The following is a 23,527-nucleotide window of genomic DNA, read 5'->3' on the forward strand; positions in this document are numbered from 1 at the left end:
GCCACGCCGATGCTGTCCGTGCGCGGCGCCACCCGCGCGCAGGTCGAGGCGCTCGCCGCCCGCGTCAACAACCCGCGCGGCCCCATCTCCATCGCCGTGACCAACTCCGCCAACCATCACGTGCTCTCCGGATTCCCGGACGATCTGGCCGCATTCGGCGTCGAAACCGCCAAGGAGCACAGGAAGCAGGCGCGTCTGCGCGAGGAGAAGGTGCGCGGTGGCGCCGTGTTCGCCCCCGTGCTCGAATACCTCGATGTCACCCTGCCGTTCCACTCGCCGCTCATGCAGCCGGCCGTCGACCGGACCGTCGAATGGGCGCGCGCCTGCGGCTTCGACGAGGATCGCGCCCGCGCGCTCGCCGAGGAAGTGCTCCTGAACCATGTCGACTGGGCCGCCCGCGTGCGCGCCACGCTCGAGGACACCGATCCGGCCAAGCTGTGGATCGTCGACCTGGGCCCGGGCACGACGCTCGGCAAGCTCATCGGCCACGTCGCGGAAGGCACCGGCGTCGGCATCGTCGAGGCGACCACGCTCGCCGAGCGCGCCGCCCTGTCCACCGCAACCGACGAGCCCGCGCGCACCCAGAACTGGAAGGTGTTCGCCCCGCGTCTGGCGCATACGCCCGCCGGCGACAGGCTCGTCACCAGATTCTCCAAGCTCACCGGCAAGCCGCCGGTGCTGCTGCCCGGCATGACCCCCACCACCGTCGATCCGGAGATCGTCGCGGCCGCCGCGAACGCCGGCTACTGGGCCGAGCTCGCCGGCGGCGGCCAGGTCACCGCCGAGGTGTTCGACCGCCACGTCGCACGTCTCGAGGAGCTGCTCGACGAGGGACGCACCGTCGAATTCAACGCGATGTTCATGGACCGCTACCTGTGGAACCTCCAGTTCGGCTCGACCCGCATCGTGCCGAAGAAGCGCGCGTCCGGAGCCCCGATCGACGGCGTCGTCATCTCCGCCGGCGTGCCCGAACTCGACGAGGCCGTCGAACTCATCGCCAAGCTGCGGAAGGACGGCCTGCCGTACGTGAGCTTCAAGCCCGGCACCGTCGACCAGATCCGTCAGGTGATCCGCATCGCCAAGGCCGTGGCCCCGACCGTCATCCTCATGCAGGTCGAAGGCGGCGCCGCGGGCGGCCACCACAGCTGGGAGTCGCTCGACGACCTGCTGACCTCCACCTACGCCGAGGTGCGCGCCTGCGACAACCTCGTGCTCGTCGCCGGCGGCGGCATCGGCACGCCCGACCGTGCGGCCGACTACCTGTCCGGCCAGTGGTCGCGCGCCTATGGCCTGCCCGACATGCCGGTCGACGGCGTGCGCTCGTCGGCACCGCCGTGATGACCGCCAAGGAGGCGCACACCAGCCCCGAGGTCAAGAAGCTGCTCGTCGCGACCCCCGGCATCACCGCCGACACCGCGGCCGACTCCGACACCGACCCGTTCGCCCCCGCCGGCGAGCGCTGGGTGCCGTCCGGCAAGTCGATCGGCGGCGTCGCCTCCGGTCTGTCCCACCTGCACGCCGACATCTACGAGGTGGAGAATTCCTCTGCCGAGTGCGGTCGACTGCTGGTGCGCGTGATGAAGCATCCGGAGGAGTTGGAGTCGCGTCGCGCCGAGATTATCGAGGCGCTCGACAGGACCGCCAAGCCGTACTTCGGCGACCTGAAGACCATGACCTACTTGCAGTGGGCGCAGCGCTTCGCCGAACTCGCCTACCCGTGGGTGGACGACACGTACGCCGATCGTTTCCTCGACCTGCTGCACCGCATCGAGGCGCGCGTCGCCGACGTCGACTCCGGCGAGTTCGTCTCGAAGCTCGACGTGACGCGCGAGGACGTGATCAAGGATCCGGCTCCGGCGCTCGCCGCGTTGGAGCGCGAGTATCCGCAGGCCGCCGGCATCACGGTGACGCCCGCCGACGAGGCGTGGTTCCCGGTGCTGGTGCGCGAGTATCCCAAGCCGATGCCGTTCGTGCCGGTGATCGACAACGATCTGCTGCGCTGGTGGGGTCAGGATCAGCTGTGGCAGTCCGAGGATCCGCGTTATTCTGCCGATTCCGTGCGTGTGATTCCGGGCCCGATCTCCGTGGCCGGCATCACGACCGTCGACGAGCCGGTGGCCGACATCCTCGGCCGCTTCGAGACGGCCGCGATCGAACGCGCCAAGGAACTGACGGAGGCGGAGACCGCCGCGCCGCTGTACGCGACGCTCGGCGAGGCGGCCAGCGCCGAGGACTTCATCCGCAAGTCCCCGAACGTCTCCTGGGTCGGCCACGTGACCGACAACCCGGCCTATGGCACGCCGCTCGGCGACAAGAACTACGAGATCCGCGCCGTCGACGAGGCGAAGGGCGAGTACGATCTCGACATCCATCTCGACACCTATTGGGACAACGATCCGGACGGCGGCACCTCGAAGCACGCCGTGCGCGACATCGTCATCCCGCTGACCGTGCCGGCCGACGCGACCGGCGGCATGCCGATCGTCAACCGTGAGCGTCTGATCCCGGACGTGTATGCGATGCTCGCCGCCACGGCCGGCATCGGCAACACCGCCATCACCGGCGACGTGCTCGCCGCCATGCCCGAGATCGAGAAGACGGACGGTGACAAGGAGCATGTGTTCGGCGTCGCCACCGCCGCCTACACGTTCTCCGCGAACCTCGGCTACGACCACGAGGCCGCGACCGGCGGCGCGCTGCCGTCCACTCTCAGGGCCTCCCGCATCGCGCCCGACGCGCTGGTCGGCCCGGCCTGGCCGGCGATCTACGCGGCGCTCGGCTCGGTGTCCGTCCACGGCTATCCGGTCATCGAAGGTCTGCTCAACGCCGTCCACCTCGACCACCTCATCGAACTTGAACAGACCGAGGACGAGTTGCTGAAGCACGTCGGCGAGACCATCACCCTGAAGTCGTGGGCCGAGGACTACTTCGAATCCGCCTCCGGCCGCGTCGTCACGATCCACGTGACGCACACCGCCGCCGACGGCACGCTGCTTGCGCGCGAGACCGAACGCTTCGCGATCCGCGGTCGCGTCTACTCCGACGTGCTGCCGGCGGACGCGCCCGAATACGGCGACTGGCTCGCCGCGCATCCGAGCGAATCGGACGAGCGTGGCGAGGAGCAGACCCGGATCCTGCCCACGCAGAGGCGCCTCCTGCGTCGCGTCAAGGTCACCGCTCCCGGCGATATGACCGCGTTCGCCCGCACCTCCGGCGACTTCAACCCGATCCACACCTCGAAGCGCGGCGCCGCGATCTCCGGACTGGCCGCCCCGCTCGTGCACGGCATGTGGCTGTCCGCCACCGCCCAGCACGCGGTGCAGGCGCTCGACGACAAGGGCGCCCACTACGAGATCGCCGGATGGACGTACAACATGTACGGCATGGTCCAGCTGAACGACCAGGTCGAGATCTCCATCGAACGCGTCGGCCGCGTCGAACACGGCGGCATGGCCCTCGAGGTCACCTGCCGCATCGCGGGTCAGCTCGTCTCCCGCGGCACCGCGCTCGTGCGCGCCCCGCGTGCGGCGTTCGTCTACCCCGGACAGGGCATCCAGAAGCAGGGCATGGTCCTCGACGAGCGCGCCAAGTCGCCCGCCGCCCGCGACGTGTGGGAGCGCGCCGACAAGCTCACCCGCGCCAAGCTCGGCTTCTCGATCATCGCCCTCGTGCGCGATAACCCGAAGGAGCTCACCGCCAACGGCGTCACCTACCGCCACCCGGAGGGACTGCTCAACCTGACGCAGTTCACGCAGGTCGCGCTCGCCACCGTCGCGTTCGCCCAGACCGCGCGACTGCGCGAGGCCGGCGCCGACATCTGGCCCGCCTACTTCGCCGGACACTCGCTCGGCGAATACAACGCGCTGTCCGCGTTCGCCGGCGTGATCCCGCTGGAGACCGTGCTCGAGCTGGTCTTCCACCGTGGCTCGACGATGCACCATCTGATCCCGCGCGACGCGCAGGGCCGCTCCAACTACCGCATGGGAGCCCTGCGTCCGAACCAGTTCGGCGTCGACGACGCGCACGTCAAGGCGTACATCGAATCCGTGGCAGAGAAGAGCGGCGAGTTCCTGCAGATCGTCAACTACAACCTCGCGGGCGCGCAGTACGCGGTCGCCGGCACCATCGCGGGATTGAAGTTCCTCAAGGAGGATGCGAACCGCCGCGCCAGGGAGGCGGGCGGCAAGCCGGCGTTCATGCTCGTGCCGGGCATCGACGTGCCGTTCCACTCCACGCTGCTCAGGAAGGGCGTGCCGGAGTTCCGCGACAAGCTCGACGCGCTGCTGCCGCAGTACATCGACTACCGCGGACGACTGGTAGGCCGCTACATTCCGAACCTTGTGGCCTGCCCGTTCGAAATGACCAAGGAGTTCGCCGCGAAGATCCTTCAGGTCGTGCCCTCCGAGCGCATCAAGGCCGCGCTCGACGATCCGGCCGTGTGGGACTCCTACGCCGCCGACGACCAGAAGCTCGGCCGCCTGCTGCTGACCGAACTGCTCTCCTGGCAGTTCGCCTCCCCGGTGCGCTGGATCGAAACCCAGTCGCTGCTCTTCCGCCACGCGGCGCAGGGTGGTCTGGGCGTCGAGGAGTACGTCGAGGTCGGTCTCGGCAACGCCCCGACCCTCGCGAACCTCGGTTCCAAGACCCTGCGTCTGCCCGAGTTCTCCGGCACTGACGTGACCGTGTACAACGTCGGTCGCGATGAGGGACGCGTGTACATGACCGACACCGATTCGCTCGTGCCGGACGAGTCGGCTGAGTCGGCTGAGTCGGCCCCGGCGCCCGTCGAAGCCGCCCCCGCCGGCGGATCCGCCGTCGCCAAGCTCGGCTCGGCCCCTGCCGACGGGGGAGAGAAGCCAGCGGCCGCCAAGCCCGCCGCGGCTGCCGCAGCTGGTCAAGCGGATGACTCCGTCGCCGGACAGTCCACTGGACTGTCCGACTCCTCGCGCGGCCTGCAATCAGGGCAGGCCGCCGGTCCGTCCGGCGCCGACGTGCCCGACATCCCCTTCAAGGCGTCCGACGCGATCGGCGTGCTCATGGCCTACTCGACCAAGATCCGCATCGATCAGATCGGCACCTCCGACACCACCGACACCCTGACCAACGGCGTCTCCTCGCGCCGCAACCAGCTGCTCATGGACATCAGCTCCGAGCTGGGCGTGGCCAGCGTCGACGGCGCCGCCGAGGCGACCCTCGACCAGCTCGCCAAGATCGTCAACAAGGTGGCCCCGAACTACAAGCCGTTCGGCCCGGTCCTCTCCGAGGCGATCCGCGACCGTCTGCGCGCCCTGTTCGGTGCGGCCGGCGTCAAGCCACGCACATCCGCGAGCGCGTCACCGGCGTGTGGGGCCTCGGCGAAGGCTGGGTCGCGGCCACGACCGCCGCGCTCCTGCTCGACACCCGCGAGGGTTCGAGCTCGCGTGGCGGCGATCTCGCCAAGCTGCCCACCGGCGCCGCCGCCAACCAGGCCGCCGCCGATCAGCTCATCGACGACGCCGTGGCTCTGGTCGGCCAAACCAAGGGCGTGCCGGTCTCCAAGCCGTCCGCGGGAGGTGCCGCGGGCGGAGCGGTGGTCGACTCCGCCGCGCTCGACGCGTTCGCCGAGAAGGTCACCGGCTCCAACGGCGTGCTCGCCGCCACCGCCCGCTTCGTCCTGAACGAGCTCGGCGTGGCCGCCCCGGCCTCCGAGGCTGGCGAGGACGAGAACGCCGCCGTGATCGCGGCCGTCGACGCCGAGCTCGGCTCCGACTGGCCCAAGCAGGTCGAGCCGCGCTTCGACGCGAACAAGGCGATCCTCTTCGACGATCGTTGGGCGTCCGCCCGCGAGGATCTCGCCCGCGCCTTCTACGAGAAGGACGCGGACCTGCTCTCCGGCGGGTTCGTCGGCCTCGGCAAGGCGGTCGCCGACGAGGCGCAGTGGTTCGCCGTGAAGAGTGATCCGGCAGACGCCGCGCTCAAGGGCGCCTTCGCGCGCATCGCCTCCGAGGCGCTGGAGCCCGTCAGCGAGGACCCGGCCGCCTCCCGCTTCGCGCGTGACATCGCCGTGGTCACCGGGGTCAGCCCGAACTCGATCGCCGCGCAGGTGGTCGAGGGGCTGCTTGCGGGCGGCGCGACCGTGATCGCCACGTCGCACAGCTTCAGGCCGTCCATCAAGGAATGGGCCAAGCGCGCCTACCGCACCCACGCGGCCGAAGGCGCCAGGCTGTGGCTCGTGCCCGCGAACCTGTCCAGCTTCCGTGACGTGGACGCGCTCGTCGACTGGGTCGGCAACGTCCAGAAGAAGACGACCGGCGCGACCACCACGATCCTCAAGCCCGCGTACGAGCCGACCCTGTTCTTCCCGTTCGCGGCCCCGCCGGTGCACGGCACGCTCGCCGATTCCGGCGAACTGTTCGAATCGCAGGCCCGTCTCATGCTCTGGGGCGTTGAGCGTGCGATCGCCGGCCTGTCGAGGATCGGCGCCGACACCGATGTGCAGCATCGCCTGCATGTCGTGCTGCCCGGCTCGCCGAACCGCGGCGTGTTCGGCGGCGACGGCGCATACGGCGAGGTCAAGTCGGCCTTCGATGCGATCGTCAACCGCGCCCACGCCGAGCGCGTGTGGTCCGACCGCGTGACCTTCGCCCATCCGAAGATCGGCTGGGTGCGCGGCACCGGACTCATGGGCGGCAACGACCCGCTGGTCGCCGTCGTCGAACGCCATGGCATCCACACGTACTCGACCGCGCAGATCGCCGCCAAGCTGCTCGACCTGTGCACCGCCGAATCGCGTGCCGCCGCGGCCGTCAAGCCGCTCGACGTGGACCTGACCGGCGGACTCGGCTCCGAGCCGATCGACATCAGGGCCCTGCGCGCGGAGGCCGAAGCCGATGCGGCAAAGGCGTCGGCTCCCTCCGACGAGGGAGAGCAGGCGCGGGAAACGGATGGCTCCGTCGTCGGACAGCGAATCAAGGCGCTGCCCACCCCGCACACCCCGCACCAGCCGCACGTCGACCTCGCCGACTGGGCGAACGTGACCGCCCGCCCCGAGGATGAGATCGTCATCGTCTCCATCGGCGAGCTCGGACCTTGGGGCTCCGGGCGCACGCGCGCCCAGGCCGAACTCGGCATCCACTCCGACGGTTCCGTCGACCTCAACGCGGGAGCCGTGCTGGAGCTCGCGTGGAACATGGGTCTGCTCACGTGGGCCGACAGCCCGAAGCCCGGCTGGTACGACACCGACGGCAACCTCGTGCCCGAGGAGGACATCGCCGAGCGCTACCACGACGAGGTCGTGGCCCGCTCCGGCATCCGCCCGTTCGAGGAGGGCATGGGCAACGACTACAGGGATGGCTCCGACGAGGAGGAGAGCGAAGTCTACCTCGACCACGACGTCACCTTCTCCGTGCCCACCGAGGACGTCGCCCGCGAATACGTCAAGCTTGACGAGGCCCACACCTCCTACGCGAAGGACGACGAGTCCGGCGAATGGAACGTGACCCGTCACGCCGGCTCGATGATCCGCGTGCCGCGCCGCGCCGCCATGACGCGCACGGTCGGCGGCCAGTTCCCGAAGGGCTTCGACCCGGTCAAGTGGGGCATCCCCGCCTCCATGGTCGGCGACGTCGACGAGATCGCGCTGTGGAACATCGTCACCACGGTCGACGCGTACCTGTCCGCCGGATTCAACCCGGCCGAGATCCTCGAGGCGATCCACCCGTCGATGGTCGCGTCCACGCAGGGCACCGGCTTCGGTGGCATGATGTCGATGCGCAAGCTCTACCTCGACCGCTTCCTGAACCACGAGATCCCGACCGACATCCTGCAGGAGGCACTGCCGAACGTCGTCGCCGCGCACGTGATGCAGAGCTACATCGGCGGCTACGGCAACATGGTCCAGCCGGTCTCCGCCTGCGCCACCGCCGCGGTGTCGCTCGAGGAGGGCGCCGACAAGATCGCGCTCGGCAAGGCCGACTTCGTCGTCACCGGCGCGATCGACGACATCGGCGTCGAATCCGTGATCGGATTCGGCAACATGAACGCGACCGCCAACTCCGAGGAGATGTACGCCAAGGGCATCGACGCGCGCTTCTTCTCCCGTGCGAACGATCGTCGCCGCGGCGGCTTCCTCGAATCCCAGGGCGGCGGCACGATCCTCTTGACCCGAGGCGACATCGCGCTGAAGCTCGGCCTGCCGGTCGCCGGCGTCGTCGGCTTCATCCACTCCTACGCGGACGGCGCGCACACGTCGATCCCGGCCCCGGGCCTCGGCGCGCTGGCCGCCGGCCTCGGCGGACGCGACGCGAAGCTCGTGAAGGATCTTGCGAAGCTCGGCGTCACGCCGGACGACATCGCCGTGGTCTCCAAGCACGACACGTCCACCAACGCCAACGATCCGAACGAGTCCGAGCTGCACAACACGCTCGCCCACGCGATCGGACGCACCGACGGCAACCCGCTGTTCGTCATCTCGCAGAAGACCCTCACCGGCCACGCGAAGGGCGGCGCCTGCATCTTCCAGGTCAACGGCCTGACGCAGCTGTTCGCCTCCGGAGTGATCCCTGCCAACGCCTCGCTCGACTGCGTCGACCCGAAGCTCGAACGCGACGACCACATGGTGTGGTTGAGGAAGCCGCTGCGCATCGGCGGTGGCGAGGACGCGTTCGGACGCGCCGCGGACGGCAGGCCGGTCAAGGCCGGACTCGCCACCTCGCTCGGCTTCGGCCACGTCTCCGGCTTCGTGGCGCTCGTGCACCCCGGTGCCTTCGAGGCGGCCGTCGCGAAGGCCGACGGCGAGGAGGCGCTGGAGTCGTGGCGCAAGCGCGCCAACGCGCGCCTCGCGGCCGGTCAGCGTCGCCTCGAGGAAGGCATGATGGGTCGCGCCGCGCTCTACGAGCCGATCGACAACCGCCGCTTCCGCGAGGACGGCACGCGTCTCGCCTCCGGCGGCCGCTACGACGCGCACGAGGTCGAGAAGGCCATGCTCCTCGACCCGAACGCCCGCCTCGGCGCCTCCGGCTACTTCGAGGCGTGAGCCGGTAACTGGTTATTCGCGCCTGTCATGTGAGATAGGCGAGTGAAGACCGGTGCGCTGGTGTGAAAAACCGGCGTGGCAAGGCTGGGGTAACGGGCTATGTGCCCGTTACCCCAGCCTTTCTTCGTTATAAGGGGTACTTCTGCGGTCTTGCGGACATCTATCTCGCTTACGAGGGGTACCTGCCGCGGGTATAGAGGCATCAAAATGGCTTGACTCCAACGGAATCAAGCCACATATGGGCTTTGATACTTCGCGTGGGTACCTCTCGTAAGCGAGATAGATGTCCGCAGTCGAGGAAATGTACCCCTTGTAACGCAGATAGCGTCTGTGGGGATATTGTTGTGACGCATGAAGTTGATGTCGTCGGGCATGTCGATGACGCACATGGCAGTGGCGCACGCATGCTGTTGACATGCGTGCTGTTGACGCAAGGTGAAAGGGAGCCTCAATGAGCGTATATGGACTGGGCCATGATGTGGTGGACGTCGTGGCGTTCGGCGGGCAGCTGGCCGAGCCCGGCTCTCGCATGCGTAACCTGTTCTCGGTGCGCGAAGTGCGGCAGGCCTCGGCCCGCGCACGTCTGAAGAACGACGGCGAGGCCGTGCACCTCGCCGCCAAGTGGGCCGGCAAGGAGGCGTTCCTCAAGGCGTGGTGCGAGGCGCTGGGGGAGGGTGACTACCCGTTCACGCTGGATGATTTCCCGTGGTCAGGCGTCGAGATCCTCGACGATTCGCGCGGCGTACCCCACGTAACTCTGACCGGTCGGCTCGCCGAGGCGTTCCGTGACTCGATCGGAGGGGTGCTCGGTGGTGCGGGTGCCTCGGGCGTCGAAGGCGTCGGCCGGTCGGGCATCGGCTCGACTTCGGGTTTGGGGGCCGGCGGAGCGGAGACGAGCCCGTACGCCGTGATGCGCGGCTCCCGACCGGTTGATCCCTCCATGGGGCCGTACGCCGTGATGCGCGGCGCTTCCGGTACATCGTCTCGTGGCGCCGCATCGGGCGCCGCCGGCAACCTGCCGGCGCGCATCCACGTCTCCCTGAGCCATGACGGCCCTGTCGCCTCCGCCGTGGTGGTCATCGACGGCGACTGATCGTCAACGTAGCCGAGTCTCCCCATGCGTGGGACGGTTGCCGTGCCGTATCGACGGCATATCGATGGCAGTCGGTGTCGAACCGTTTCGACACGCCGATATCGAACCGGTTTGATATTACGTGCGCGCGCGGATACCATAAAGCCAACGCCGATGCAGCACAACGGCATCGAACGACAGAACAATGAAGTGAAGTTGAGTGCAGTCCAGCACGACCAGTCAAGGAGCGATGATGTCCGCCAAGTCCCACGCCGCGAAGTCCAAGTCCATCAAGCCGTCGCAGGCCGCAAAGCCGGCCGAGGCCGTCGAGCCGATCGAATCGGCCGCCACGGCGTCCGACGACGGAATCTTCGCCGCCCGATTCGACCGCCACCGCGACGAGCTCGAATCGCTCTTCCGCATGCTCTACGGCGAGTCCGCCGAACTCAACGAGTTCGAACGCGCGATGGCCGACGCCTACGCCGCTCGACCCGCCGACTTGAAGGCCCTCGACGTCGCCCGCGAGCAGGACCCGCAGTGGTACAAGCGCGGAGACATGTTCGGCATGACCATGTACACCGACCTGTTCGCCGGCGACCTGAAGAAGCTCGCAGGAAAAATCGACTACTTGAAGGAGCAGAAGCTCACCTACCTGCACCTCATGCCCCTGCTCCAGATGCCCCACCCGGACAACGACGGCGGCTACGCCATCGAGGACTTCGACGCCGTCGACCCGCGCATCGGCACCAACGAGGACCTCGCCGCGCTCACCAGGAAGCTGCGCGAGGCCGGCATCAGCCTGTGCCTCGACTTCGTGATGAACCACACCGCCTCCTCCCATCGCTGGGCCAAGGCCGCCGAGGCCGGCGATCCGAAGTATCAGGACTACTACTTCTGCTACGACGACCGCACCGTCCCCGACCAGTACGACGCGCAGGTGCCGCAGGTCTTCCCGAACACCGCGCCCGGCAACTTCACGTACAACGAGAAGATGGGCAAGTGGGTGATGACCCAGTTCTACCCGTTCCAGTGGGACCTCAACTACCGCAATCCCAAGGTGTTCGTCGCGATGATGAGCTCCGTCATGCACCTCGCGAACCTCGGCGTCGAGGTGTTCCGACTCGACGCGGTGCCCTACATCTGGAAGCAGCTCGGCACCAACTGCCGCAACCTGCCGCAGGTCCACACGATCGTGCGCATGATGCGCATGATGCTTGAGATCGTCTGCCCGGCCGTCGTCCTCAAGGGCGAGGTCGTCATGGCACCCAAGGAGCTCGCCGCCTACTTCGGCACGCCCGAGCGCCCCGAATGCCACATGCTGTACAACGTATCGATCATGGTGAACCTGTGGAGCGCGCTCGCCAACGGCGACACCCGACTGCTCAAGGCCCAGATCGACAAGCTCGACGCCCTGCCCGAGAACTGCTGGTTCGTCAACTACCTGCGCTGCCACGACGACATCGGCTGGGGCCTCGACGAGGACGAGGAGGTGCGGCTCGCCATCGACCCGCTCAAGCACAAGGAGTTCCTCTACCACTTCTACGAGGGCGCGGAGCCCGGCAGCTGGGCGATGGGCGAACTGTACAACTACGACGAGGCGTCCAAGGACGCGCGCAGCTGCGGCACCACCGCGTCCCTGTGCGGTGTCGAGAAGGCGATCATCACCCACGACAAGCCGGCCTACGAGAAGGCCATCGGACGCGACCTGCTCATGCATCGCGCGATGGCGTTCCTGCGCGGCTTCCCGATGCTCAACTGCGGTGACGAGATCGGCCAGCTCAACGGCTGGGAGTACAAGGAGGATCCGGACCGAATCGAGGACAGCCGCAACCTGCACCGCAGCCCGTTCGACTGGAACAAGGCAGACGAGCGCCACACCGAGGGCACGCTGCAGAGTCGCCTGTGGGAGGGCATGGAGGGGCTGCGCGAGATGCGCTCCGACCCCTGCTTCGCGCCCGACGCGTGGGTCACCACGTGGGACACGCGCGACGACGGCGTCCTTGCCGTGGTCCGCAAGCAGGGCGAGCGCACGATCGTCGGCCTGTTCAACTTCGCCGATCGCGACGCCACCGCCACGATGGACAGCACCGCCGACGCGACGCTGCCCGCCGAGCCGGTCGCCCTCGCCCCGTACGAGTACAAGGTGATCGTCACCCACGAGTGACGTCCGGCCGACGCGTGCGCCAGACATCCTGATGCCGCCGGAACGAGACGGCAGCGAGGACTTCGCCGATCGCGTCCTATCGTGGAGGGCATGGTGCTCAACAATGCGATGTCCACGGATGGCACGTCGGCCGCGTCCGTGAGAATGCCGGCGACCTGCCGCGCCGCCGATCAGGTGACGCTTCTCGACGAGGTCGGTTCGACCAACACGCTCGCCCGTCAGATGGTGGCGGACGGTCGAATCGACCTGGTCGGGCTGTCCAATCCCGCCAATCCCATGAAAATCGCGGTCGTCGCGGCCGACACGCAGTCCGCCGGCCGCGGCCGCCTCGACCACACGTGGACGAGCCGGCCGGGCGAGTCGTTCACCGTGACCTTCGTCGTCGCCGTGCCGCGCGCGGTCGCCGTCGACGAATCCGTCAACGGCTGGCTGCAGATGATCGCCGGGTTGTGCGCGCTCGACGCCATCGACGACGCGCTCGCCATCAGCGGTGCCCGCCCATTGGCGGCCGATACGGTCGGCGTGGCCGGCGCCCCGCGGCTCAAATGGCCGAACGACGTGTATCTCGCCGGCCGCAAGCTCGGCGGCATACTCGCCGAAATGGTCCCGCTGCCGCAACAGGGCGATGACGCGGACGCGTCGTCCGTCGCCATCGTCTTCGGCATCGGACTGAATCTCGACGTGCCGGCCGATCGACTGCCGACGGACGAATCGACCTCGTTGCAGCTGCATTACGCGCCGCTGCCCTCGTCCGACGGTCTGCGCGACGCGATCGCCGCCGGCGTCGTACGCTCCCTGCGCCGTCGCCTCGCCGCGTTCGTGTCCGATCCTGGGCGACGCGCGGCCGTGCTGCTGCGCGAGACGCGCGAGCGCAGCTACACGCTCGGACGACACGCCGTCGCGCACTTCGTCGACGGCACGGAGCTGGAGGGCGTGGCCGAGGACCTGAACCCCGACGCCTCGCTGATCCTGCGTACCGCCGACGGCGCGGAACACACGGTGCACACCGCCGACGTCGGCGTATTGCCCACCCCTCGTGTATAATTGCTCGAGTTGTTTCGTTCGTACGGGCGCATCCCGTCGCGAACGGTGCGGCGCGCGGATGTAGCTCAATGGTAGAGCCTCAGTCTTCCAAACTGATTACGCGGGTTCGATTCCCGTCATCCGCTCCACCTGACAGGCCTTGGAATCACGCGATTCCGGGGCCTGTTCGCGTATCCGGGGCCGCCCGGGCGTGAAAGACGCCGTGCGCGCATCCGAGTACCATGTAACCGACAATGCAGGAACGGACGTGTCGACGGGAGGGCTATGACACACGCCAGCGGGGACAGCGAGGCCGACAACGAGGCCGACAACGAGGCCGTCGAGATCGTCAACGGCAAGGTCGAGACGGTCGAGGTGTCCAAGCACCCCGAAGCCACCATCCCAGTGACGGAGCTCTCCCTCGCCGACATCGAACGCCGTCGCTCGCACCCCGCGCAGTGGGCCGTGTACTTCACCGCCGTGCTCGCCGCGATCATCGGACCGTACTGGTTGGGCCGCGCGCTCGCCGTCGGCAGCACCGCGTGGCTGACCGAGCGCCTGAGCATGTTCACGCCGCAGGGTGCCGCGTTCGTCTCGTGGACCGTGACCCTCGTCGCCGTCGCCAGTCTGGGCCTCGCCGTCGTCGATTCGGGCCGATGGCTGTGGCGCATCGTGTTCGCGATAGGTCTTGCCGCCGAACAGTTCGTGGCCGGTATCTGCCTGCTTAAATTCGACTTCTGGTATTCGACGTACGTCGTCTACGGTGATTCCGCCACGATCGCGAACGCCACGAACCTCGGCATCATCGCCGCCGGCTTCGGTGTGGCCGTGTTCGCCGTCGTCTGGGTGGGGCTGCTCGTCATCATCAAAAAGGATTCGCCCCTGAACGTCCTGACCCGCAGCTGGGCCTCGTTCATCCTCTTCTTCGTCATCGAGGTGATCGCCCTTCTGGTCGTCATGTTCGGCGGCCTGCTCACCACGGTGTGATCGGTCCGCATTGTGCTGGTCCGCACTGTGCCCTATACTTTCCATTTGGCGTAAATCGCCCGCGGATAGAGAGCGCTTCAGGTAGCGTGCCTGAGGCACCGCGCAACAAACAACCTTGAAGGAGGACGCCGTGGCACTGACGGCTGAACAGAAGTCCCAGATTATCAACGAGTTCGCGACGCACGAAGGCGACACCGGCTCTCCGGAGGTCCAGGTCGCTCTGCTGTCCAAGCGCATCGCCGATCTGACCGAGCACCTGAAGGAGCACAAGCACGATCATCACTCCCGTCGTGGTATGCAGATGATGATCGGTTCCCGTCGTTCCCTGCTTGACTACCTCAAGCGCAACGACATCAACCGCTACCGTGCGCTGATCGAGAAGCTTGGTCTGCGTCGATAGAAGACTTCCGCCCGGGCGCCAATGGCACTCGGGCGTTTTACATACGCCTGACAATGGCAACACGAACGAAGTAGGAACGAGCCAGGAGGATAGGCTCCGCAGGCCGGAAGGTCCGGACCGGTCGGGGTCGACAAGAGGACTCACCTCTCGGGGTTGACACGAGGGAAACGCGGTCGAGGCACGTCACGGGGGAAACCAGAGGCTGCCGGAAGCGACAATGACAGAAGGCCGCGGGGTCGCAAGGCCGAAGCACACGCCCGCAACACATGCGAATGTAAGAGCCCGCCCAGCTGAAGATGGGCACATGTCCGTAGGAAAAAAAGAACACACGATAACAGAAAAAGGAGGAACCCTATGGAGGGTCCCGAAATCAAGGCCACCGAGGCCGTGATCGACAATGGTTCATTCGGCAAGCGCACGCTGCGCTTCGAGACCGGCCGCCTCGCCCAGCAGGCCGACGGCGCCGTCGCCGCCTATCTGGACGACGACACGATGGTGCTGAGCACCACCACCGCCGGCTCCAGCCCGAAGGAGAACTACGACTTCTTCCCGCTGACCGTCGACGTCGAGGAGAAGATGTACGCCGCGGGCAAGATCCCGGGCTCGTTCTTCCGCCGCGAAGGCCGTCCGTCCAACGACGCGATCCTGGCCTGCCGCATCATCGACCGCCCGCTGCGCCCGCTGTTCCCGCACACGCTGCGCAACGAGGTGCAGGTCGTCGAGACCGTGCTCGCCGTCAACCCGGACGACGCGTACGATGTGCTCGCCCTGAACGCCGCCTCCGCCTCCACCATGATCTCCGGTCTGCCGTTCTCCGGCCCGGTCTCCGGCGTGCGTCTGGCTCTGATCGACGGCCAGTGGGTCGCCTTCCCGAAGTGGAGCGAGCGCGAGCGCGCCGTCTTCGAGATCGTGGTCGCCGGCCGCGTGATCGACAACGGTGACGTCGCCATCGCCATGATCGAGGCGGGTGCCGGCAAGAACGCCTGGCACCTGATCTACGACGAGGGCCAGGCCAAGCCGGACGAGGCCGTCGTGGCCGAGGGCCTCGAGGCCGCCAAGCCGTTCATCAAGACCATCTGCGTGGCGCAGAACGAGCTCAAGGAGAAGGCCTCCAAGGAGACCAAGGAGTTCCCGCTCTTCCCGGAGTACACCGACGAGCTGTACGCCCGCATCGACGAGATCGCCCACAAGGATCTCGATGAGGCCCTGACCATCGCGGAGAAGCTGCCGCGTCAGGATCGCATCCACGAGATCAAGGAGCACGTGCGCGCCATCCTCGCCAACGAGTTCACCGACATGGCGGACGACGAGAAGGACAAGGAGCTGTCCAACGCGTTCAAGGAGCTGCAGCGCCAGATCGTGCGTCGTCGCATCCTCACCGAGGACTACCGCATCGACGGCCGTGGCCTGAAGGACATCCGCACCCTGTCCGCCGAGGTGGACATCGTGCCGCGCGTTCACGGTTCCGCCCTCTTCCAGCGCGGCGAGACCCAGATCCTGGGCATCACCACGCTGAACATGCTCAAGATGGAGCAGCAGCTCGACTCCCTGTCCGGCCCGCAGTCGAAGCGCTACATGCACAACTACGAGATGCCGCCGTACTCCACCGGCGAGACCGGCCGCGTCGGCTCCCCGAAGCGCCGCGAGATCGGCCACGGCGCCCTCGCTGAGAAGGCCCTCGTCCCGGTGCTGCCGGATCGCGAGGAGTTCCCCTACGCCATCCGTCAGGTCTCCGAGGCCATCGGCTCCAACGGCTCGACGTCGATGGGCTCCGTGTGCGCCTCCACCCTGTCCCTGCTGGCCGCCGGCGTGCCGCTGAAGGCCCCGGTCGCGGGCATCGCGATGGGTCTGGTCTCCGGTGACGTGGACGGCAAGCACGTCTACAAGACCCTCACCGACATCCTGGGCGCCGAGGACGCGTTCGGCGACATGGACTTCAAGGTCGCCGGCACCTCCGAGTTCATCACCGCCCTGCAGCTCGACACCAAGCTCGACGGCATCCCCGCCGACATTCTGGCCGCTGCCCTGCAGCAGGCCAAGGACGCCCGTACGACGATCCTCGAGGTCATCAACGAGTGCATCGACGGCCCGGCCGAGATGAGCGAGTTCGCCCCGCGCATCATCACCACCACGATCCCGGTCGAGAAGATCGGCGAGGTCATCGGCCCGAAGGGCAAGATGATCAACCAGATCCAGGAGGACACCGGCGCCGAGATCGCGATCGAGGACGACGGCACCGTCTTCATCTCCTCCGAGGGCGGCGAGGCCGCCGAGAAGGCGAAGCAGATCATCGATTCCATCGCCAACCCGCACGTGCCGGAGGCCGGCGAGGTGTACAACGGCAAGGTCGTCAAGACCACGAGCTTCGGCGCGTTCGTGAACCTCACGCCGGGCACCGACGGCCTGCTGCACATCTCCCAGATCCGCAACCTCGCCAACGGCGAGCGCATCGATCAGGTCGAGGACGTGCTCAAGGAGGGCGACACCGTCGAGGTCGTCGTTCAGGGCGTCGACGATCGCGGCAAGATCAGCCTTGCGATCCCGGGCTTCGAGGATCAGGAATCCGGCGCCGACCGTGGCTCTCGCGGTGGGGATCGTGGCGATCGCGACGATCGTCGCGCCGGCCGTGACGATCGCCGTTCCGCCGGCCGTGGCCGTCGTGACGATCGTGACTTCGATGATCGTCCGCGTCGCCGCCGTCCGGCCGATGATGACGATCGCGATTACGATGATCGTCCGCGTCGCCGCCGTGCCGCCGATCGTGACGATCTCGACTCCCGTGACGACGATCGTCGCGCCTCCCGCGGCTATGATCGTGACGACCGCGATGACGATTACGATGATCGTCCGCGTCGTCGCCGTGCCGCCGATCGCGATGACGACCGCGGCTACGATCGCGATGACCGTCGTGCCTCCCGTGCCTCCCGCGATGACGATCGTCCGCGTCGCCGTCGCTCCTCCGACCGTGACGACGACCGTCGTTCGTCCCGTGGCGGCCGTGGCGGCTACGATCGCAACCCGCGCTACGCCACCGACGAGAACTACGACGAGTACCACGCCGACCGCATCGAGCGCACCGAGCGCCCGCGCCGCCGCGTGCGTCGCGACTTTGATCCGTTCGAGGACTGATCGTCCTCTCACGGATCCCTCGCGGCATAGCCGCTCGCCTCACCTACGGAAAGCCCGCTGGGCTTTCCGCTTGGCGGTTCGGCATTCGAGGACTGATCGTCCTCTCACGGATCCCTCGCGGCATAGCCGCTGAGTGATGAAAGGGGTCTGTCACCGGTTGATTTCCGGTGACAGACCCCTTCTGCATCCGGTTGCCGCTAGCAGGCATGCACAACCGATATGATCCGGACTCGCCCTTACAACTCCGCTTCGGCCAGCGCGTGGTCGATGTCGCGGATCAGGTCGTCGGTGTCCTCGAGGCCGACGGCGAGACGGAAGAATCCGCGGTGGAACTCCGGCGGGTAGAGGTACTTGCGTTCGTCATCCTCGCCGAGGAACACGATCAGGCTCTCGTCATGGCCGAGCGAGACGGCCGAGGTGATCACGTTGAGCTTGGAGACGAAGCGGTTGTGGCCGTCGTGATCGGTGTCGAGGCCGAAGGCGAGCACGCCGCCGAAGCCCGCATCCGGGCGGGCGAGCTGACGGGCCGCAACATCATGGTGCGGATGCGATTCGAGTCCCGGATAGGCGACGAACCGCACCTGCGGCAGCGATTCGAGGTGCTTCGCAATGGCCAGTGCGGAGGCGTTGTGCTGCCGCATGCGTAAGGGGAGCGTCACCGAACCGCGGTTGATGAGCCACGCGTTGAACGGCGAGATGATGCCGCCGTAGTTCACCTGATACGTGAAGCGGATCTGGTCGGTAAGCTCCTTGCGTGTGGCGATCGCGCCGCCCAAGGCGTCGCCGTGGCCGTTGATGTACTTGGTGAGGCTTTCGATGACGATGTCCGCGCCGAGGTCGATCGGTCGCACGTTGAACGGGGAGTTGAACGTGTTGTCGACCGACAGCAGTGCACCCGCATCGTGCGCGAGCTTCGCCGCCGCCTCGATGTCCGTGACCTTGAGGGTCGGGTTCGCGGGCGTCTCGATGTGGACGAGCTTCGTGTTCGGACGGATCGCGTCGGCGATGTTCCTCGGATCCGACGTGTCGACGATCGACGTCTCGATGCCGTACTTCTCGGGCAGGATCTGGTTGAGCAGACGGTAGGCGGCGATGTACGTCGTGTCGGAGAAGATCGCGTGGTCGCCGCGGTTCAGCACCGTGGTGAAGGTCGCCGCGAGCGCCGCGACGCCGGAGGCGAGCACGACCGCGTCCTCGGCGCCCTCGAGATTGGCGAGCTTCGCCTCGAGATAGCGCTGGTTCGGGTGGCCGTTGCGCGTGTACAGGTTCACATCGGAGCTCGACCAGTTGATGTCGGACGGGTCGTAGGGCAGCGCGTAGGCATTCGCCAGGGTGATCGGGCGGCGGATCGCGCCGGTTTCGGCGTCGACCCCGTTGCCGAGGTGGATGGATTTGGTCGCGAAGCCGAGCGGCGTGCCGTCGAAGGATTCGCCATGATGCACAAGATCTGAAGTCATGATTCAAGTCTGCCAGCCGCGGCCCGGACGCGCACCTTGTCTCGGTAGCTCGGAAACGTTGCGATTCCGGCGTTTGATAGCCGTTCATAGTTAGAAACGAATACGGGTTCGCCGGGTTCGTCGGCGTTCGCTCCGAGTGCTCGGGCCGTGGGGAGCCGGGCCATCCCGTTCGGGACACGCTCAAGGCCGCTCGGCCAAGCCTACGGTCCCGAACGGGATGGTCCGGCTCCCCACTCCTTTGGCTGTGATGTTCCGGTTATTGTCCTTCATCTTTTTGCGTGAAACAGTGATTTCATCCTTAGAATTTTTGCATAGATATGCATATACTTCGTCAGTATTTTTGTATCACACTTGTATGGACGGTAGACTGGAGTGTGTGTGCAGACCGCGCGGAACGTGATCGGAGACAGGGAAGGGGACGCGATGAAGCGTGATGTGATGGGTCAACTGGAGTCATGGAGCAAGTCCAGACACAGACTTCCGCTGATACTGTGCGGAGCGAGACAGGTGGGCAAGACCTACGTGCTCAAGGAGCTGGGTTCTACTCGATACGACTCGTGCGCTTATCTCAATCTCATGGATGAATCCACGCACGCCGTGTTCGCTCCGGGGTATGACGCGCGTCAGGTGTTGGAGAACATCGAGGTGTTCACAGGGGTGAAGATCGTTCCCGGTCGTACGCTGGTCGTCATCGACGAGATCCAGGAGGTGCCCTCCGCCATCACGCTGATGAAGGCGTTCGCCGAGAATACGCCCGAACAGCATATTGCCGCGGCGGGCTCGTATCTCGGCCTGTCATACCATGCCGGTCGCTCATTCCCCGTCGGCAAGATCGATTCGATCGACATGTATCCTCTGTCGTTCATCGAGTTTCTGCGGGCGTGTGGGCAGGATGTGCTCGCCGACATCGTATGCTCTCTCGACTTCGTTCGAGCGGAGGCGTTCGGCGACCGGTTGGAACGCATGCTGCGTCGATATTATTTCGTCGGCGGTATGCCGCAGGTCGTCAACGAGTTTCTGGACGGAGACAATGACTACATCGCGGCACGTCGACGTCAGAATGCGCTGTTGTCTGACTATGACAACGACTTCTCCAAGCACAAGGGTGATGTGCCGGAGATCGACGTTGAGCGCGTACGCCTCGCGTACCGTTCCATTCCCTCGCATCTGGGACGGGAGAACCACAAATTCGTCTTCGGCCACATCGCGCAGGGCGCCCGGCGCGCGCAGTATGAGACGGCGATACAGTTCATCGTGGATTCCGGTCTGGCGCACCGTGTGTATCGTGTCGACAAGCCGCAGCTTCCGTTACGGGATTACGAGGACCTGTCGGCGTTCAAACTGTATATGCACGATGTCGGATTGCTTGGTGCCGCGATGAATGTGACGGCCCGTGACGTGATCCTGTCGAATACGGCATTCGAGGAATACAAGGGCGCTATGACCGAACAGTATGTCTGCCAGCAGCTCGCTGCGGCAGGCCGGGATCCCTACTATTGGACGTCGGGCAAAGGTACGGCGGAAGTGGATTTCGTCCTGCAATATGATGGTCGTCCCGCGCCGCTGGAGGTCAAGGCCGAGGAGAATGTACATGCCAAAAGTCTGCGACTACTGTGTTCAGCCACCGGATTGCACGGGTATCGTACATCGATGAGGGGATTCCGTGAGCAGGATTGGCTCACCAACGTGCCGTTGTGGGCGGTCGGTGAGTATTTCTCTGCGTCGCATGATCCCGCCAACATCATCCCGGATGACGTTTTGGATTGACGAACATGGTCTCGGCGCTGATCCCGCTGATCCCGCCGATTGTGTGAGACAATGGAAGGGCGACCAATAGGGGGACGCTCCGAAGAAGGGGAATGGTCATGGGTGCGGGAACGGATGGGCGCAGTACTTCGAGGCCGACGAGGCGAGTCGCGCCGTGCCTCAGGTCCGGTTCTGAAGACGGTTCCATCGGGCACGACCCAGTGCGCAAGGAAGCGAAGGACATAAAAGGACATAAGCCATGAGAAACCGCATCGTCCGCGCCGCTCTCCAGTCGGTGCTCATCACGCTTATCATCGCGCTCATCGTCGGCGGCGCCGCCTTCATCGTCACGGTGGCCGATGACGATTCCGCCAGCCTGAGCTACCGTTCCATCGACTATGAGGCGACGGCGACGAAGGACGGCGACCTCAAGATCACGCAGCGTCTCGACTACAAGCTGCGATCCCGCGACGACGAGGACGGCAATACCAAGCCGTGGAAGCAGCTGTACTGGCGGTACACGCTCGACCCGTCGAACCTCATCGACATCACCGACATTCGGGTGCGCAACGTCGACACCGGGCAGGCGTTCACGCAGACCGAGTTCCGCAACCCGAACCAGGTCGGCGACACCAGTTGGGACAGCGACTACGCGAACCGCTGGTACATCGTCGACGTCACCGGCGGCGACTCCAATCCGCAGCCGTACGAACCCGGCTCGAACCTCGCGCCGAACACGCAGCCCGGGAGACGGATCATCGAGATCGGCTGGAACATCCCCGCCACGGACAATGCGAAGAGCCTCAAGATCGACGTATCGTTCACGATGCGCGGCGTCGCCACGAAATACGACGACGTGACCACCTTCCAGTGGGAGCCGATCGCCAAGGAGAACGAGGTGCCGGCCGGCAAGGTCACCGGCGTCGTACGATTCCCCGAGGGCACGGGCTCGTCCGGTGCGCCGGACGCCTCCGACCCCACCGTCCCGCACACCTGGCTGCACACCGCCAACACGAACGAGGTCACGCGTGAGTCGGACGGCACGATGCACTTCACCGTGTACGACCTCAAGGTCGGCGGGTACATCAACGTGATCGGCGCCTTCGACTCCGCCCGCGCCGGCGACGTGGCGCGCACGGCGGCCGGCGGCCGTCTGCAATCGCTCAACGACGAGGAGGACGCCAAGGCGCGCTATGCCGCCGATCGCAAGCGCGACAGCGCACGTGTCACGGTCATGGTATGGGCGGGCAGCGTCGTGCTCGCCATTGCGCTCGGCATATGGGGCGTGCTTGGCGCGCTCTACACGCTTCGCGCCGCCCGCTACAAGGGAAACATCGAATACTGGCGCGACAAACCGGGCATCAGTCCCGACTCCGCCGCACGGCTCGTCGACGTGTTCGACGCCGCGGGCTCGAGCATCCACCCTTCCGGCAAACTGGACGACCGGTCGCTCTCCGCCACCGTCATGTCGCTCGCCGTAAAGAAGGCGATCGCGCTCTACCCCGGCCCGTCCGACCTGTACCGCGACCTCGACATGGCTCACGCCGATCCAGCAGCCATCGCGCAGCGGATCGGACGGCAGACGAGGCGAGTCAGGGCCGCACAATCGACCACCACGGTCGTGATCCTGCCGGCGGCGCTCGCCGTCCCCTACGATCCGCGACGTAAGACGCTGGAACTGAGCAGGTCGGAATCCGCCTGCCTCGATCTGCTCGTCGACATCTCGCGGCGGGTCGGCGGACCGGTGTTCGATTTCGTGCAGATGAAGCACGCATGCGAGGACTGGAAGACGGGCTACCAGTCGCTCGAACGGTTCCGCACCACCGTGCGCGACGAGTTCGCCCAGCTCGGCGCGACCAGATCGGTCTCAGGGTATTATGTTCTGCCTGCCGTCCTCGAGACGATGCTCGGGGTGGTGTGCTTCATCTTCAACCTCGCATTCGCCGGCAATGCCGTGGCCGCCCTGTGCTTCGGATTGCCGCCGTTCGCGATCGGCCTGTTCTGCGCTCTGGCCGGGGTGGAGGATGTCCCCACACCGGCCGGTCAGGAGTACGGCGGCCGATGCCTGGGGCTGAGACGCTACATGGTCGATTTCTCCGACTTCACCGACCGTGGCGTGCCTGATCTGGCGCTGTGGGACTGGTACATGGTGTATGCGGCCGCGTTCGGCATCTCGCGCGAGGCCATCGCGCAGCTTGCCAAGGCGTATCCGCAGGTCAGGGATTCCGAATGGCTCGACGAGCACGCCTCCGATTCGCTGTGGTACTGGACGTACCGTCCGTACCTCTGGAACGCCGGTTATTCCGGTTCGGACCGATCGGGCGGCGGGTCGACGGGTGATTTCGCGTTCGGCGGCGACTCGTTCGCGTCCGGTCTATCCGATCTCGGCACGCAGATCAGCGCCGGTTTCGCCGACATCTCCTCGACGATCAGGGCCGCGGCCCCCTCGTCGTCGTCCGGTTCCTCGAGCTTCGGCGGCGGCTTCGACGGAGGCGGCGGCGGTTCCGGCGGCGGCACCTCCGGTGGCCGTTGACCG

At 66.5% G+C, this 23,527-nt stretch carries 10 protein-coding genes, 1 tRNA gene and 1 pseudogene; 11 read left to right on the forward strand and 1 reads right to left on the reverse strand.

The window, feature by feature from the left end; translation table 11 throughout:
- The 9 genes and pseudogenes from BCAL_RS14060 to BCAL_RS04315 form a co-directional block, all read left to right on the forward strand.
- Window positions 1-1,338 (forward strand): fatty acid synthase subunit beta domain-containing protein (locus tag BCAL_RS14060; protein ID WP_420796810.1); only part of this gene is annotated, 1,338 nt, incomplete at its 5' end.
- Window positions 1,338-9,013 (forward strand): annotated as a pseudogene (locus BCAL_RS04280) (fatty acid synthase subunit beta domain-containing protein). The gene BCAL_RS14060 and the pseudogene BCAL_RS04280, both read left to right, overlap by 1 nt.
- Before the next feature lie 451 nt (window positions 9,014-9,464).
- A complete protein-coding gene (locus BCAL_RS04285) occupies window positions 9,465-10,106 on the forward strand; it encodes a holo-ACP synthase (RefSeq protein ID WP_043164661.1) in 642 nt (213 codons plus the stop codon).
- Window positions 10,107-10,335: 229 nt separating this feature from the next.
- Window positions 10,336-12,249 (forward strand): alpha-amylase family protein, encoded by a 1,914-nt coding sequence (locus BCAL_RS04290; RefSeq protein WP_238549616.1) that lies wholly within the window; start codon window positions 10,336-10,338, stop codon window positions 12,247-12,249.
- 90 nt (window positions 12,250-12,339) lie between these two features.
- Window positions 12,340-13,293: a biotin--[acetyl-CoA-carboxylase] ligase gene (locus BCAL_RS04295; protein ID WP_238549617.1), complete on the forward strand. Its 954-nt coding sequence runs from the start codon at window positions 12,340-12,342 to the stop codon at window positions 13,291-13,293.
- A gap of 54 nt (window positions 13,294-13,347) precedes the next feature.
- A tRNA-Gly gene (locus BCAL_RS04300) sits at window positions 13,348-13,421 on the forward strand.
- Window positions 13,422-13,557: 136 nt separating this feature from the next.
- Window positions 13,558-14,259 (forward strand): hypothetical protein, encoded by a 702-nt coding sequence (locus tag BCAL_RS04305; protein ID WP_043164659.1) that lies wholly within the window; start codon window positions 13,558-13,560, stop codon window positions 14,257-14,259.
- 130 nt (window positions 14,260-14,389) lie between these two features.
- Window positions 14,390-14,659 carry a 30S ribosomal protein S15 gene (gene rpsO, locus BCAL_RS04310; protein ID WP_043164734.1) on the forward strand — a complete coding sequence of 90 codons (270 nt, stop codon included), beginning with the start codon at window positions 14,390-14,392 and terminating at the stop codon, window positions 14,657-14,659.
- 354 nt (window positions 14,660-15,013) lie between these two features.
- Window positions 15,014-17,788, forward strand: coding sequence for a polyribonucleotide nucleotidyltransferase (locus tag BCAL_RS04315; RefSeq protein ID WP_043164658.1), 2,775 nt, complete (start codon window positions 15,014-15,016; stop codon window positions 17,786-17,788).
- Window positions 17,789-18,024: 236 nt separating this feature from the next.
- Here BCAL_RS04315 and BCAL_RS04320 read toward each other — a convergent pair whose 3' ends face one another.
- Window positions 18,025-19,245: a trans-sulfuration enzyme family protein gene (locus BCAL_RS04320; RefSeq protein ID WP_043164656.1), complete on the reverse strand. Its 1,221-nt coding sequence runs from the start codon at window positions 19,243-19,245 to the stop codon at window positions 18,025-18,027.
- 423 nt (window positions 19,246-19,668) lie between these two features.
- On the opposite strand from BCAL_RS04320, the gene BCAL_RS04325 reads away from it, so the two are divergent.
- Together BCAL_RS04325 and BCAL_RS04330 are read left to right on the forward strand one after the other, a co-directional pair.
- Window positions 19,669-21,012 (forward strand): ATP-binding protein, encoded by a 1,344-nt coding sequence (locus tag BCAL_RS04325; RefSeq protein ID WP_043164654.1) that lies wholly within the window; start codon window positions 19,669-19,671, stop codon window positions 21,010-21,012.
- A 238-nt stretch (window positions 21,013-21,250) separates the two neighbouring features.
- On the forward strand, window positions 21,251-23,524 hold the full coding sequence (locus BCAL_RS04330; RefSeq protein WP_043164652.1) for a DUF2207 domain-containing protein: 2,274 nt from the start codon (window positions 21,251-21,253) through the stop codon (window positions 23,522-23,524).
- Window positions 23,525-23,527 lie beyond the last annotated feature (3 nt).

The sequence above is a fragment of the Bifidobacterium callitrichos DSM 23973 genome, assembly GCF_000741175.1.
Lineage (GTDB): Bacteria > Actinomycetota > Actinomycetes > Actinomycetales > Bifidobacteriaceae > Bifidobacterium > Bifidobacterium callitrichos.

What these genes read in the sequence shown, in the direction of transcription:
- BCAL_RS04290 (WP_238549616.1), top strand. Translation starts at nt 10,336, where the DNA reads ATGATGTCCGCCAAGTCCCACGCCGCGAAGTCCAAGTCCATCAAGCCG.
- BCAL_RS04285 (WP_043164661.1), top strand. Translation starts at nt 9,465, where the DNA reads ATGAGCGTATATGGACTGGGCCATGATGTGGTGGACGTCGTGGCGTTC.
- BCAL_RS04320 (WP_043164656.1), bottom strand. Translation starts at nt 19,245, where the DNA reads ATGACTTCAGATCTTGTGCATCATGGCGAATCCTTCGACGGCACGCCG.
- BCAL_RS04295 (WP_238549617.1), top strand. Translation starts at nt 12,340, where the DNA reads ATGGTGCTCAACAATGCGATGTCCACGGATGGCACGTCGGCCGCGTCC.
- BCAL_RS04330 (WP_043164652.1), top strand. Translation starts at nt 21,251, where the DNA reads ATGAGAAACCGCATCGTCCGCGCCGCTCTCCAGTCGGTGCTCATCACG.
- BCAL_RS04305 (WP_043164659.1), top strand. Translation starts at nt 13,558, where the DNA reads ATGACACACGCCAGCGGGGACAGCGAGGCCGACAACGAGGCCGACAAC.
- BCAL_RS04315 (WP_043164658.1), top strand. Translation starts at nt 15,014, where the DNA reads ATGGAGGGTCCCGAAATCAAGGCCACCGAGGCCGTGATCGACAATGGT.
- BCAL_RS04325 (WP_043164654.1), top strand. Translation starts at nt 19,669, where the DNA reads ATGAAGCGTGATGTGATGGGTCAACTGGAGTCATGGAGCAAGTCCAGA.